This is a genomic window from Mesorhizobium sp. LNJC391B00 (assembly GCF_000502535.1).
Classification (GTDB): domain Bacteria; phylum Pseudomonadota; class Alphaproteobacteria; order Rhizobiales; family Rhizobiaceae; genus Mesorhizobium.
On the sequence record NZ_AYWI01000002.1, the window covers coordinates 49,737 to 63,615 of the forward strand.

Sequence of the window (13,879 nt, forward strand, 5' to 3'; positions counted from 1 at the left end):
CTCCACCGCCATTTCTCCGAAATATTGATTGCTCAGGCCGCGCTGCGCCTTCGGTCGGGCGAAACAGCCTCGTCGGAAAGCAGCTTCAGCGCGTCGGCCAGCTTGAGCGATTCCTGATCGCGCGAGCCGAGCCGGCGGATGTTGACCGTCTCCTCCTCCGCCTCGCGCTTGCCGCATACGAGGATCACAGGAACCTTGGCCAGCGAATGCTCACGCACCTTGTAGTTGATCTTCTCGTTGCGCAGATCCGGTTCGGCCAAAAGTCCTGCCGCCTTCAACTGTGCGACGACCTTTCGCGCATAGTCGTCAGCATCCGAGGTGATCGTCGCCACAACCACCTGCAGCGGCGCGAACCACAGCGGGAAATGACCGGAATAATGCTCGATCAGGATGCCGAGAAAGCGTTCCATCGAACCGCAGATGGCGCGATGCACCATCACCGGCTGCTTCTTTTCCGAATCCGAACCGATGTAGAAGGCGCCAAAGCGTTCCGGCAGATTGAAGTCGACCTGCGTGGTGCCGCACTGCCATTCGCGGCCGATGGCGTCCTTCAGCACATATTCGAATTTCGGCCCGTAGAAAGCGCCCTCGCCCGGATTGATCGAGGTCTTGATGCGGTTTCCCGAGCGCGTCCTGATTGTATCCAGCACGTTGCCCATGATCGCCTCGGCATGATCCCAGGCCTCGTCGGTGCCGACGCGCTTATCCGGCCGCGTCGACAGCTTCACGCTGACATCGTCGAAGCCGAAATCGGCGTAGGTCGACAGGATCAGATCGTTGATGCGCAGGCACTCCGCGGCCAGCTGCTCCTCGGTGCAGAAGATGTGCGCATCGTCCTGCGTGAAGCCGCGCACGCGCATCAGCCCGTGCAAGGCGCCGGACGGTTCGTAACGATGCACATTGCCGAATTCCGCAAGCTTTACGGGCAGATCGCGATAGGATTTCAACCCATGCTTGAATATCTGCACGTGGCCCGGACAATTCATCGGCTTCAGCGCGAACACGCGGTCGTCGTCGGTGTCGTCGCCGGCCACCGTCACCTTGAACATGGCATCGCGATACCAGCCCCAGTGGCCCGACGTCTCCCACAGGCTCTTGTCGAGAACCTGCGGTGCGTTGACCTCCTGGTAGCCCTGCTCGTCGAGGCGGCGGCGCATGTAGTTGACCAGATTCTGGAACATCTTCCAGCCCTTGGCGTGCCAGAAGACGACGCCCGGCCCCTCTTCCTGGAAATGGAACAGGTCCATCTCGCGGCCGAGTTTGCGGTGGTCGCGCTTCTCTGCCTCTTCCAGCATCGTCTGGTAGGCATCGAGTTCAGCTTGCTCGGCCCAGGCCGTGCCGTAGATGCGGGTCAGCATGGGGTTGTTCGAATCGCCACGCCAATAGGCGCCGGCGACCTTCATCAGCTTGAAGGCGTTGCCGATCTGCCCGGTGGAGGCCATGTGTGGGCCGCGGCAGAGGTCGAACCAGTCACCCTGGGAATAGATCTTGAGATCCTGGTCTTCGGGAATGGCGTCGATCAGCTCGAGCTTGTAGCGCTCGCCCTTCTCGGCAAAGACCTTTTTCGCCTTGTCGCGCGACCAGACTTCCTTGGTGAACGGCTTGTTACGCGCAATGATCTCGCGCATCTTCTTTTCGATCACCGGGAAATCGTCAGGCGTGAACGGCTCGTTGCGGGCGAAGTCGTAATAGAATCCGTTCTCGATCACCGGCCCGATGGTCACTTGCGTTCCCGGCCACAGTTCCTGCACGGCCTCCGCCAGCACGTGTGCTGCATCATGACGGATGAGCTCCAGCGCGCGCGGATCGCTGCGGGTGATGATCTCGACCTTGCCGGACTTGCCAAGCGGGTCGGAAAGATCGCGAACGGTGCCGTCGATGGCATAGGCGACAGCCTTCTTGGCCAGCGACTTCGAGATCGATTCGGCGAGGCCCGCACCGGTCATCGCCGCGTCATAGTCGCGGACGGAGCCATCGGGAAATGTCAGGGAAACGGAATTCAGCATCGGGTATCTCCTATCCAGTCCCGCAAACGAGCGCGGGTGGTCGTGGTGTGAAGCCGGAGGCATCCGGCAGCGGGCGGGTTTTAGAGGCCACGCGGCATCAGGTAAAGAGCCGTCGTTGGCGCAGCTGTCAGGAAATGGCGCGACAGATGTCGCAGGCCAGTCGCACAGGCTTGCGAATTTCCCCGACACGAGGTTGGAATCCCCGGCATGGAAGACGCAAAATCCAGCCGAACCGCCTTGGGCGTCGCGCGCATGCGGGCCCTCCACCAGTTCTCGCAGCAGGCGGCGCTGTTTCGCGACCCATATGCGAGTGCGATACTGGGCGATGCCGCACCGACGGTGCAGGAGCTCGAGCAGGAAGGTGAGCGCAGCCGGCGCATGCGCCTGTTCGTGGCAGCGCGCGCCCGCCTCGCCGAGGACTGGCTGGCTGCGGCGGTGCGCCGGGGCGTCCAGCAAGTGGTGGTGCTCGGCGCCGGCCTCGACACTTTCTCGCTGCGCAATCCGTACCCTGATGTCGCGGTGTTCGAAGTCGATCACCCGGCGACACAGGCCTGGAAACGGAAATGCATCGCCGATGCTGGTCTTGCCGAACCGCGGGCCACCATGTTCGTGCCGGTCAACTTCGAGCGCCAGCGCCCCGCGGATGGCCTGGCATCGGCCGGTTTGCGGCAGACCGAGCCCAGTTTCTTCATCTGGCTGGGTGTCGTTCCGTATCTGAGCCAGGACGCAATCTTCAGCACCCTGTCCTGGATTGCCGGCATGCCCGGTTCGGAGGTCGTCTTCGACTACAGCGAGCCGGCCGAGAACCGCGATGCGGCTGGACAGGCTGCCCTCTCTTTCCATGCGGCGCGCGTCGCCGCTGCCGGAGAGCCCTGGATCAGCTTCTTCGTGCCCGCGGCACTGGCGCAATCGCTGCGCGAGCTCGGCTTCGATGAGATCGAAGATCTGGAAAGCAGCGACATCGCCGCCCGCTTCTCCAGGACGCCAAAGGCGGAGACAAGGAATTCCGGCGGCCACATCCTTCGTGCCCGCCGGAGCACTTGAAGCTAAAGCAAGTTCACTTCACCAGTTGCGGCAACTCCCTCAGTAACGCCGCGCGTGTCGCCGGGCCTTTCGGCATGTCGATCGGCTTGGTGTCGACGACCAGCCGGGCGAAGACGATCCGGCGGCCGCCCTTTTCGGCCCAGCCGACGAACCAGCCCAGCGCGCGCTTGTCCTTGCTGTTTCCCAGCCTGGTGCTGCCGGTTTTGCCCCGCACCGTCCAGCCGCCGGCCTGGAAAGTCGGCAGGATGGCTCGGGTCATCTCATGCGCCTTGGCAGAAACCGGCATCTTGCCGGCGAGCAGCTGGCGCAGGAAGGCTGTCTGTTCGACCGGCGATATCTCAAGCGAGGAATTTATCCAGGATTGCGTGAGCCCGTTGTCCTTGTCGGCATCGCCCGAGACATCCATGTTGCCGTAGCCGAATTTCGAGACGTAGAGGGCAAAGCTTTTTGCGCCGAGCCGGCGCACGATCTCGCGCGAATACCATACGATCGAGTCGCGCTCCCAGATCGTCGGGTCGACGGCCTTGTGGTCGCGCTTCACGGCGTTGAACTCAGGCTTGTAGTCCCAGCTCGGCGTATGCGCGTCGCTGAGGACACCGCTGTCGTAGCCGATCAGCGCCAGCGGCACCTTGAAGGTCGACGCCGGGCTGACGCGTTGGTCGCAGACGCCGCTTTGATAGAGCGTCTCGCCGCTCGCCGCGTCCTGGATAAGCGTGCAGGCGAAATCGCCAAGCGGCGCCGATTGCGCCCGCATCGGAAATCCCAGAAACCAGGCCAGCAGGAAGAGGACCGCGGCAATGATGAAGGGATGGGTTTCGATCCGACGCATGTGGGCTCTCCTGGGAATGAACAGGAGGCGCTTAGCGAAGTGTCTTGGCTCGATTTTGACTCAAATGCGCAGTCTTTGTGCAGGCCGTTGTTAACCCTACCGGATCGTAAAGAAATGCCGCCCTGGCGATCTATATCAGGGACCCAGCGCGTCCGCCGTCAGGCCTCGCCGCGCTTCCTGCCGATCTGCCAATAACGCCATGGCGTGAACCAGACGTAGCTCGGAGCGAGCACCTCCGGCACGCGGTCGACACCATGCGTTCCGAACGGCCCGCAGCGCAGCACGCGAAAAAGCCCCATCCAGCCGCCGGCCCACAGGCCATGGCGGGCGATTGCCTCATGCGCGTATTCGGAACAGGTCGGCAGATGCCGGCAGGAATTGCCGACAAAGCCGGACAGCGTCAGCTGGTACAAGCGCACCAGCGACGTGCCGAAAATGCGGCCGGGTGTTTTGCGCCAGGGACCGGGCCAGTTGCGCCCGCGCCGGGTCTGTCCGGCGGCATGCACATGCCGATGCTGGTCGCCCACCGCAGTCTCTTTCCGAACGCGACCCCGAAACCGGCTTCCGGGTCAGCTTGCGTTTCCAAACCGATAGATGTGAGCTTCGGCCGGCAAACGCAATCCTCTTCACTCACTCGCCTCTTTGTCGGCTTCAGGGTCGCGAGCGGCGAAAGGGATGCCGCTCCGCTGGAGCCGCCCAGCGGGTGGCCGGCCTTTGCTCGGTGCGCTGCACATGATGCTGCCTGTCGCCACGCCATTGAAACGTCGCGATCCGCATCACATCGCCAAAGATTTCCAGAAACTGGATCATGTCCGTGTCTCCTCTAAGAGCGGATTAGACGCCCACTGGCCTTCGCCTTCAAACGAGTATAATTTCCGTTTCGGATAACTCTGGGTTATGCGAATGAAGCGCGGACGGCTGCCACTGACGGCCTTGCGAAGTTTCGAGGCAGCCGGCCGGCAATTGAGCTTTAGCCGGGCCGCCGAGGAGCTGTTCGTCTCGCAGGCCGCCATCAGCCGGCAGATCCGCGAACTCGAGCAGTTCCTGCACCAGCCCTTGTTCCGCCGTCATCACCGCCGCGTCGAGCTGACCGAGGCCGGCCAGCGCCTGCTCGATCAGTTGGTCAGGAGTTTCGACGACATCGACAGGCTGCTTTCGGACCTGGTGGCGGCCCCGGCACAGTCGGTGGTTCGCGTCAGCGTCGAGCCGTCGCTGGCCTCTGTGTGGCTGTTGCCGCGGCTCAACCGGTTCAGCCAGTTGCGGCCTGATATCGACGTTTCCCTCGAGGTCGACCCAAGGCCGATCGAGTTCCGCAGCGATCAGCCTGAACTCGCCCTGCGCTTCAGCGCGCGCGCCACCTCATGGCCGCGCAGCGAGGCCGAATGGCTCGCCTCGACCGTCGATTCGCCGGTCCTGTCGCCGGCATTGCTGGCATCAGGCCCTACCCTCGAAAAGCCGCTCGACCTTGCCCGCTACACGCTGCTGCACGAGGAAAACCGCCAGGGCTGGGCGCGCTGGTTCGAGGCCGCCGGCGTCGCTGCCGACGCCATTCCGGCGCGCGGCCCGATGCTGGCGGATGTGTCGCTGTCGAAGCAGGCGGCCCTGCTCGGCCACGGCGTTGCGCTCGGAGACCTATTGCAGATCGGCGAGGAGATTGCATCCGGCGCGCTGATCAAGCCGTTCGACATTGATGTCGCATCGGGCGCCTACTGGCTGGTCGCCAGGAGTTTGAAGGACCTGGCGGAGCCGGCCAAGGCCTTCGCCGACTGGGTGAGAAGCGAATTTGCCGAAAGCAGACGGGCGCAGCAAACCAAGGCATGAGCCCGGTTACGTGAGAAGCTCCTCGACGTGTTCAGCGCCCAATTTTGACAATTCACCGGCTGTTGGAGGAGCCGTCATGTACCAACATCACGCTGCTTCTTCTGCGCGTTTCTTCTCGATTTGACCGATGGCATCGACGACCGCATCGAAGGTCAGCATGGTCGAGGCATGGCGCGCCTTGTAGTCGCGCACCGGCTCCAGATATCTCAGATCGGCAAAGCGGCCTTGCGGCGGCGCGCCGTTTTCCTTGAGCATCTTCAGCATGGTGTCGCGCACCGCCCGCAATTCGTCGGCGCTGGCGCCGATGACATGTTGAGCCATGATCGAGGACGAGGCTTGGCCGAGGGCGCAGGCCTTCACGTCATGAGCGAAATCGGTGACGACGCCATTGTCCATCTTGAGGTCGACGGTTACCGTCGAGCCGCACAATTTGGAATGAGCCTTGGCACTCGCATCCGGATGATCGAGCCGGCCTATGCGGGCGATGTTTCCGGCAAAACCCAGAATTTTCGCATTGTAGACGTCGTCAATCATATTTTTCCAATCCGTCGCCGCCAAGCGAACAGCGATTGCCGCTGTGGCGTCTTTCATTCGCTGCGCACGACCATATATAATGCTGGCAGTCGGGTATCGACAAGGCAACGCAAAGCCATCGTCCTTGCCCATTTCGTTCACGCCGCTTGCGGGCTGGAAACCGGGCGAGTTTTCAGCACCCGAAAGGTCGTGGTCCGTTCAACTCGTTCCTCCTGAGAGAGGAACTACGGGAGACGCCTTTATGGATGCCGTCATCAAGAAAATAATGCCCCCTTCCGACTATCTGGACAAGCCGGTCACCGACAGGCCGAGCGAAGCCGAGGTCGAGGCCGCCGTGCGCACGCTGTTGCGCTGGACCGGCGACAATCCGGACCGCGAGGGCCTGATCGACACGCCCAAGCGCGTCACCAAGGCCTTTCTCGAAATGTTCAACGGCTATGACATGTGCCCGGCCGAAGAGCTCGGCCGCACCTTCGAGGAAGTCGCCGGCTATGACGATCTCGTCATCGTCAGGGATATCCAGTTCCACTCGCATTGCGAGCACCACATGGTGCCGATCATCGGCAAGGCGCATGTCGGCTACCTCCCGGACGGCAAGGTCGTCGGCCTGTCCAAGATTGCCCGTGTGGTCGATATCTTCGCCCATCGCCTGCAGACTCAGGAGGCCATGACCGCACAGATCGCCGGCGTCATCCAGGACGTGCTCAATCCGCGCGGTGTCGCCGTCATGATCGAGGCTGAGCATATGTGCATGGCCATGCGCGGCATCCGCAAGCAGGGCTCCACCACGCTGACCTCGACCTTCACCGGCGTGTTCAAGGACACGCCCGAGGAACAGGTCCGTTTCGTCACCATGGTGCGCGGCCTCGGGGCGTAAGCCCCTCGCCGGCATCGCTAGATCAAGGACCGGCGATGTCGGCACTAACATTTCCCAAGGCTCCATCAGACAAGAAGGCCCTCGAAGAAGGCGCGGTGTTTTCCCCGCGTTTCGATGCTGCCGGGCTGGTCACCGTCGTCGTCACCGACGCCGCTGACGGTATGCTGCTGATGGTCGCGCATATGAATGCCGAGGCGCTGGCGCTGACGCTCGAAACCGGCATCGCGCACTACTGGTCGCGCTCGCGCAGCACGCTGTGGAAGAAGGGCGAAACATCAGGCAATTTTCAGACCGTCGTCGAGATGCTCACGGATTGTGACCAGGACGCCATATGGTTGCGCGTCAAAGTGTTGGGCCACGACGCAACTTGTCACACCGGCCGGCGTTCATGTTTTTATCGGACGGTGGGGCTAATCGGCGGCAAGGCAACGCTTGCCGACGATGGCAGCACGCCGCTGTTCGATGCGGAAAAAACCTATCGGAAGCCCGCGTGAACCATTCAACAGTCGCAAACCACTCATATTCACTATTCTCAAACGTCCTTCCTGTAGAACGGACGCGGGACAAGGGAGATCATGATGCTCGAGTGGGCGTCATTGCGTAGCAGACCGGACGTGCGGGAGGCCAATGGCCCCTCATCGTCCGGCGGCGTGCCTGACCCGCAACCCGCGGGCAAGACAGGCATTTCGCTCGCGCTGGGCGGCGGCTGCGCACGCGGCTGGGCGCACATTGGCGTGCTGCGCGCGCTCGACGAAGCCGGCATCGAAGTCTCAATGATCGCCGGCACCTCGATCGGCGCGCTGGTTGGCGGCTGCTATCTCGCCGGCAAGCTGGACGAACTCGAGGAGTTCGCCCGCAGCCTGACCAAGCGGCGCATCTTCGGCCTGCTCGATCTCAATCTGCGCGGCAGCGGCCTGTTCGGCGGCATGAAACTGGACGTCAGGCTGCGCGAGCACATGGCAGGCATCCGCTTCGAGGATCTGACGAAACCCTTCGTCGCCGTTGGCGCCGAAATTCGCACCGGCCATGAGATCTGGCTGTCCAGCGGTTCGCTGATCACCGCGATGCGGGCTTCCTATGCGCTGCCCGGCGTGTTCGAACCGGTGAATTGCAACGGCCGCATTCTGGTCGACGGCGCGCTGGTCAACCCGGTTCCGGTTTCGGTCTGCCGCGCCTACGAGCAGCCGCTGGTCGTCGCGGTCAACCTTCACTACGATCTGTTCGGCCGCGCCGCCGTCATCAAGCACAGCGCCGGCGAACTGCTCATCGAGAAGGACGCGCCCCGGCCAGGCCAGGCCAGCCCCGACCACCAGCCGCACCAGAGCCGTCTCGGCATCACCGGCGTCATGGTCGAAGCTTTCAACATCATCCAGGACCGGATTTCACGCGCAAGGCTGGCGGGCGATCCGCCCGACATGTCGCTGCAACCGAAACTCAGCCATATCGGCTTGACCGAATTCCACCGCGCGGATGAGGCGATCAGCGTCGGTTACCAGGCGACGATGGCGCAGATCAGCGAGTTGAAGCGGCTGCAGACGGTTCTCGCTTAAACCAATTCGGCAATGTCAGGCTTTGGCTGCATCGGTGATGCGGAACTGCACCGTGCGGTTGCCGTTCCAATAATTCCCCGACAGCGAGCCGGCTACATGGATCGTGTTGCCCCTGTTCTTGAACAGGAATTCGCCCAGCGCGGTATCGACGGATCGAAAGGCGATGCCCTGGATGCGGCCGCCGCTTTCCGACTGCAGATCGGCCCGGATGTGGTTGGTGCCGACGGCCCGCGCGTCGGCCAGCCGATGGCGCGGCAGCGCGAACACCGGCGCGACATGGCCGGCGCCGAAAGGCCCGGCCTTTTCCAGTGCATCGAGCAAAGCAATCGTCGCGCCCTCGGCGGCGAGCGCGCCGTCGACGGCCAGACTTTCTTCGTCCTGCAGCCGGAACACTTCGGCCGCCGCGCGCTCCTCGAAGAAAGCACGGAGTTCGCCGAGCTTGGCGCGTTCCACCGTGATGCCGGCGGCCATGCCGTGGCCGCCGCCCTTGACGATCAGCCCGGCATCGGCGGCTGCGCGCACCAGCCGTCCGAGATCGAAGCCCGACACCGAACGGCCGGATCCGGTGCCGATGCCATTGGCGTTGAAGGCGATGGCGAAGGCCGGCCGCCGCGCATGGTCCTTCAGCCGCGAGGCGATCAAGCCGACAATGCCGGGATGCCAATTGGTGCTGGCGGTGACGATGATGGCCGGCCCGTTGCCGCCGGCAAGTTCGGCGTCAGCCTCGGCGCGCGCCGCTGCCAGCATCTCCAGCTCCATCTGCTGGCGTTCCTGGTTGAGCCGGTCGAGTGTCTCGGCAATGGTCCTGGCCTCAACCGGATCGTCGGTGGCGAGCAGCCGGCTGCCAAGTGCTGCATCGCCGATGCGGCCGCCGGCATTGATGCGCGGCCCAATCAGATAGGCGAGATGAAAGGTGCTTATCGGCTCACCAATGCGGGACACCCGCGCCAGTGTGGCGAGCCCCTCATTCTTCTGCTGCCGCGCCATCTGTAGTCCCTTGACGACGAAAGCGCGGTTCACGCCGATGAGCGGCACCACATCGCAAACCGTGGCCAGCGCCGCCAAGTCGAGCAACGACAACAGGTCCGGTGGCGCTGCGTCGGGCAATCGGCTGCGCAGGACCCTCGCCGTCTGCACCAGAGTGAGGAAGACGACACCGGCGGCGCACAGATGGCCTTGCCCGGAAAGGTCGTCCTCGCGATTGGGATTGACGACCGCGGTCGCCTCCGGCAGCGGGCCGCCGACCTGATGGTGGTCGAGCACCACCACATCGGCGCCTGCGGCCTTGGCGGCATCGATGGAGACAGCGCTGTTGGTGCCGCAATCGACGGTGACGATCAGCGTCGCGCCGCGCGAGACCAGTTCGCGCATAGCCTCCGGATTGGGGCCGTAGCCCTCGAAGATGCGGTCGGGAATGTAGATCTCCGAAGGCACCGAGAAATGCGTCAGGAAGCGTTTGAGCAACGCCGAAGAGGCGGCGCCGTCGACATCGTAGTCGCCGAAGATTGCCACCTTCTCCTTGGCCATGACCGCTTCGGCGATGCGGGTCGCAGCCTTGCCCATGTCGGTCAGCGAAGCCGGATCCGGCAACAGATTGCGGATCGTCGGATCGAGGAAGCGCTCGGCCTGGTCCGCGGTCACGCCGCGCCCGGCGAGCACGCGCGCCACAATGTCGGGCACGCCGTGGCCCTGCGCTATGGCGAGCGCAGTCATGTCCTGCCGCTCGCTCAACCGGTGTTCCCAGGAAACACCGGTCGCCGACTGCCTGACATCGAGGAAGAAGCGTTTGTCGCCCGTCATAGGAGGCGTAATCTATAGATTGTCATTTCCGGCAATATGCGACGGCTAAACAGGAAAGTCTCAAAACTTTTCCACATCCTGGTGACGCCTTGATCTCGCGACTCACGCCTCCGCCAGAGCCCGATGATGATTGGTGGGTTCGACCTGAAATCTCAATCCGGCTCCAAATCAAAGAGATAGAGCATTATGGCGTCTGAAACCACTTTTCAGCAGCAGCATCAATCGGTTAAAGGAGAAAAATGACTTGGCCTAGCCCGCACGCTCGATGCGGATAACCTGCGGCTTGTCTGTGAGGTGGCCGTCCTTGGTGATGCCGTCGACAGCCTTGCGCACCGCTGCTTCCGTCGTCTCGTGGGTGACCAGGATCACCGTCTTTTGCGCGTCGGTCTCACCGCTGACGGCATGCTGGACGATCGATTCCAGCGAAATGTCGTTGTCGGCCATGCGCTTGGCGATCGCGGCAAAGACGCCGATGCGATCATGCACGGTCAGTCGGATGAAATAGCCGCCGGCATGGCTGCGCATCTGCGCCTTCTTGTAGGGCCGCAGTTCCTTGGCCGGCAGGCCGAACACCGGACCGTGCTGGAAGCCCGGCCGGCTCTTGGCAATGTCGGCGATATCGCCGACCACGGCGGACGCGGTGGCGTTGCCGCCGGCGCCGGGGCCGGAGAGCAGCAGCTCGCCCAGAATGTCGGTTTCGATGGCCACCGCATTGGTCACGCCATGCACCTGTGCGATCACCGACGCGGTCGGCACCATGGTCGGGTGCACACGCTGTTCGATGCCGCTGTCGGTGCGCTGCGCGACGCCGAGCAATTTTATCCGGTAGCCAAGGTCGCCCGCGGCGCGGATATCGGCCTGGCTGATATTGGAAATGCCTTCCATGTAGATGTCGTTGGCGGCGATCCTGGTGCCGAAGGCCAGGCTGGTCAGGATCGACAATTTATGCGCCGTGTCATGGCCCTCGATATCGAAAGTCGGATCGGCTTCGGCGTAGCCCAGCCGTTGCGCGTCCTTCAGGCACTCGTCGAAGGAGATGCCCTCGGCCTCCATGCGGGTCAGGATGTAGTTGCAGGTGCCGTTGAGGATGCCGAAAACGCGGGTGACCGAATTGCCGGCCATCGCCTCGCGCATCGTCTTGATGACCGGGATGCCGCCGGCAACTGCCGCCTCGTAGTTGAGCAGCACGCCCCTCTTCTCGGCGATTTCGGCAAGCGCCACGCCGTGCTTGGCCAACAGCGCCTTGTTGGCGGTGACGACATGACGTCCGGCTTCAAGTGCTGCCTTGACCGACGCGCGCGCTGCCCCTTCGTCGCCGCCGATCAGTTCGACGAAGACGTCGATATCGGCGGCCTGCGCCATCTTGATCGGATCGTCGAACCATTTGGCGGCGCTGAGGTCGACGCCACGGTCGCGCTTGGGATCGCGCGCGGAAACGGTCGTGACGATGACATCGCGTCCGCACTGGCGCGTCAGCTCCGCTGCCTTGTCGCGCAGCACGCGCGCCACCGAGGCGCCGACCGTACCCAGACCCGCAATTCCAACACGCAACGCTTCAGCCATGCCCGGCGACGCCCCTCAAAAAATCTACTCGAATAAGATGTGCGGCGACTTTAGCGATGCGCGGCGAGCGGCACCACATTGTTCGGCTGCTTGGCGCTGGACGCCAGGAAGCGCTTGATGTTGCGCGCCGCCTGCCGGATCCGGTGCTCGTTCTCGACCAGCGCGATGCGGACGTGATCGTCGCCATGCTCGCCAAAGCCGATGCCCGGCGCCACCGCCACGTCGGCGTGCTCGATCAGGAGCTTGGAAAACTCAAGCGAGCCGAGATGCTTGAACGGCTCCGGGATCGGCGCCCAGGCGAACATCGAGGCAGCCGGTGCCGGAATGGTCCAGCCGGCGCGGCTGAAGGCGTCGACCATGACGTCGCGGCGCTTCAAATAGACCTCGCGCACTTCGGCGATGTCGGCGCCGTCGCCATTCAGCGCATGCGCCGCCGCCACCTGGATCGGCGTGAAGGCGCCGTAGTCGAGATAGGACTTCACCCGCGTCAACGCCGAGATCAGCCGCTCATTGCCGACGGCAAAGCCCATGCGCCAGCCGGGCATGGAGAAGGTCTTCGACATCGAGGTGAACTCGACGCAGACATCGATGGCGCCCGGCACTTGCAGCACCGAAGGCGGCGGATTGCCGTCGAAATAGATCTCCGAATAGGCAAGGTCCGACAGGATGATGATGTCGTTCTTCTTGGCGAAGGCGACCACGTCCTTGTAGAAAGCGAGCGAGGCGACCAGCGCCGTCGGGTTCGACGGATAGTTGAGGATCAATGCCAGTGGCTTCGGGATCGAATGACGGACACCGCGCTCGAGCGCCGGGATGAAGCCGTCATCCGGCTCGACCTGCAGCGAACGGATGACGCCGCCCGACATGATGAAGCCGAAAGCATGGATCGGATAGGTCGGGTTGGGGCACAGGATCACGTCGCCCGGCGCGGTGATCGCCTGCGCCATATTGGCGAAGCCTTCCTTCGAACCGAGCGTCGCCACCACCTGCGTGTCGGGATTGAGCTTCACGCCGAAACGGCGCTGATAATAGGCGGCCTGGGCGCGGCGCAGACCTGGGATGCCGCGCGAGGAGGAATAGCGATGCGTGCGCGGATCGCGCACCACTTCGCACAATTTGTCGACGATCGCCTTCGGAGTCGGCAGGTCGGGATTGCCCATGCCAAGGTCGATAATGTCAGCGCCGCGCGAACGGGCGCTGGCCTTCAGCCGGTTGACCTGCTCGAACACGTAGGGCGGAAGCCGGCGGACCTTGTGAAATTCTTCCATGTCAGTTCCAGACGATTTAAGATTGGCTTTAGCACAGTTGGCTTGGCTAGGCGCCCTTGGCAAAGACCGCTTTCGGCGCGCGATATAGCCTTATTTGCAGGTAGGGTCGAGGGCGGGATCGCATTTGGCTTCGATCTGCTTCAGCGTGTCCTTGCCATGGTTCTTCGCCAGCGAATTCAGCGCCGCCGGGCTGGTGGACGGGGCACCGCCGCCGCCCTTGGCCGCTTGCCCCTGCTGTTCGCCCTTCAACTGGGCAAGCTTGGCCTGCGTCTCCTCAGGGGTGAGTTGCTTTGCCGCCACCTGCGGTGGGATGTTGAGATTGGGATAAGAGCCGGTGTCCTGCGCGCCCTGGGTCAGGCCGACATTCATCCCGTTGCCGGTGTTGGCGCTCGTGCAGCCACTTGCCGCCAGCAGCCCTGGCGCCAGACAGGCGATTGCAACCGCGACGCGGCAAAAGCGGCCTGCCCCCGAAAAAATGGTCTTGCCGGTGTTAATCGTCATATTGTTTTCCTGGCAGCCGGGGTACAGCGCATTGGACCCGGTCAGATGTCCCATGATAATATGTCAAGAAAACGCCTCGGGAGGAA

Annotated in this window: 14 protein-coding genes; 5 read left to right on the top strand and 9 right to left on the bottom strand. The window is 63.2% G+C overall.

Annotated elements, in window-relative coordinates:
* Nucleotides 1-32 precede the first annotated feature (32 nt).
* Nucleotides 33-2,006 (bottom strand): threonine--tRNA ligase, encoded by a 1,974-nt coding sequence (thrS, locus tag X750_RS159650; RefSeq protein ID WP_023667614.1) that lies wholly within the window; start codon nucleotides 2,004-2,006, stop codon nucleotides 33-35.
* A 207-nt stretch (nucleotides 2,007-2,213) separates the two neighbouring features.
* Between thrS and X750_RS159645 the strand changes: the two genes are divergently transcribed.
* Nucleotides 2,214-3,050 (top strand): SAM-dependent methyltransferase, encoded by an 837-nt coding sequence (locus X750_RS159645; protein WP_023695453.1) that lies wholly within the window; start codon nucleotides 2,214-2,216, stop codon nucleotides 3,048-3,050.
* Between the two features lie 13 nt (nucleotides 3,051-3,063).
* On the opposite strand, the gene blaOXA is transcribed toward X750_RS159645, so the two are convergent.
* The 3 genes from blaOXA to X750_RS1000000166310 all read right to left on the bottom strand — a co-directional run bounded on the left by blaOXA (nucleotide 3,064) and on the right by X750_RS1000000166310 (nucleotide 4,689).
* Nucleotides 3,064-3,879, bottom strand: coding sequence for a class D beta-lactamase (blaOXA, locus tag X750_RS159640; protein WP_023695454.1), 816 nt, complete (start codon nucleotides 3,877-3,879; stop codon nucleotides 3,064-3,066).
* A 158-nt stretch (nucleotides 3,880-4,037) separates the two neighbouring features.
* Nucleotides 4,038-4,406 carry a membrane protein insertion efficiency factor YidD gene (yidD, locus tag X750_RS159635; RefSeq protein WP_023695455.1) on the bottom strand — a complete coding sequence of 123 codons (369 nt, stop codon included), beginning with the start codon at nucleotides 4,404-4,406 and terminating at the stop codon, nucleotides 4,038-4,040.
* Nucleotides 4,407-4,530: 124 nt separating this feature from the next.
* Entirely contained in the window at nucleotides 4,531-4,689 is a 159-nt protein-coding gene (locus tag X750_RS1000000166310) for a hypothetical protein (protein ID WP_023667618.1), read from the bottom strand.
* 93 nt (nucleotides 4,690-4,782) lie between these two features.
* On the opposite strand from X750_RS1000000166310, the gene X750_RS159630 reads away from it, so the two are divergent.
* Nucleotides 4,783-5,700 carry a LysR substrate-binding domain-containing protein gene (locus tag X750_RS159630; protein WP_023746751.1) on the top strand — a complete coding sequence of 306 codons (918 nt, stop codon included), beginning with the start codon at nucleotides 4,783-4,785 and terminating at the stop codon, nucleotides 5,698-5,700.
* Nucleotides 5,701-5,787: 87 nt separating this feature from the next.
* Here X750_RS159630 and X750_RS159625 read toward each other — a convergent pair whose 3' ends face one another.
* Nucleotides 5,788-6,234, bottom strand: coding sequence for an iron-sulfur cluster assembly scaffold protein (locus tag X750_RS159625; RefSeq protein WP_023707147.1), 447 nt, complete (start codon nucleotides 6,232-6,234; stop codon nucleotides 5,788-5,790).
* 241 nt (nucleotides 6,235-6,475) lie between these two features.
* On the opposite strand from X750_RS159625, the gene folE reads away from it, so the two are divergent.
* The 3 genes from folE to X750_RS159610 all read left to right on the top strand — a co-directional run bounded on the left by folE (nucleotide 6,476) and on the right by X750_RS159610 (nucleotide 8,661).
* Entirely contained in the window at nucleotides 6,476-7,111 is a 636-nt protein-coding gene (folE, locus tag X750_RS159620; RefSeq protein WP_023667622.1) for a GTP cyclohydrolase I FolE, read from the top strand.
* A 35-nt stretch (nucleotides 7,112-7,146) separates the two neighbouring features.
* Nucleotides 7,147-7,605, top strand: a complete 459-nt coding sequence (gene hisI, locus X750_RS159615; RefSeq protein WP_023695458.1) for a phosphoribosyl-AMP cyclohydrolase — start codon at nucleotides 7,147-7,149, stop codon at nucleotides 7,603-7,605.
* An 84-nt stretch (nucleotides 7,606-7,689) separates the two neighbouring features.
* Entirely contained in the window at nucleotides 7,690-8,661 is a 972-nt protein-coding gene (locus tag X750_RS159610) for a patatin family protein (RefSeq protein WP_023667624.1), read from the top strand.
* A 15-nt stretch (nucleotides 8,662-8,676) separates the two neighbouring features.
* On the opposite strand, the gene recJ is transcribed toward X750_RS159610, so the two are convergent.
* From recJ to X750_RS159590, 4 genes are all read right to left on the bottom strand, one after another.
* The gene (recJ, locus tag X750_RS159605; protein WP_023746752.1) at nucleotides 8,677-10,461 is read right to left on the bottom strand and encodes a single-stranded-DNA-specific exonuclease RecJ; all 1,785 of its coding nucleotides are present in this window, start codon (nucleotides 10,459-10,461) and stop codon (nucleotides 8,677-8,679) included.
* A 249-nt stretch (nucleotides 10,462-10,710) separates the two neighbouring features.
* Nucleotides 10,711-12,024 (bottom strand): homoserine dehydrogenase, encoded by a 1,314-nt coding sequence (locus X750_RS159600; RefSeq protein ID WP_023695460.1) that lies wholly within the window; start codon nucleotides 12,022-12,024, stop codon nucleotides 10,711-10,713.
* A 50-nt stretch (nucleotides 12,025-12,074) separates the two neighbouring features.
* Entirely contained in the window at nucleotides 12,075-13,292 is a 1,218-nt protein-coding gene (locus X750_RS159595) for an LL-diaminopimelate aminotransferase (RefSeq protein WP_023746753.1), read from the bottom strand.
* A gap of 90 nt (nucleotides 13,293-13,382) precedes the next feature.
* Nucleotides 13,383-13,793 carry a hypothetical protein gene (locus X750_RS159590; RefSeq protein ID WP_023746754.1) on the bottom strand — a complete coding sequence of 137 codons (411 nt, stop codon included), beginning with the start codon at nucleotides 13,791-13,793 and terminating at the stop codon, nucleotides 13,383-13,385.
* Nucleotides 13,794-13,879 lie beyond the last annotated feature (86 nt).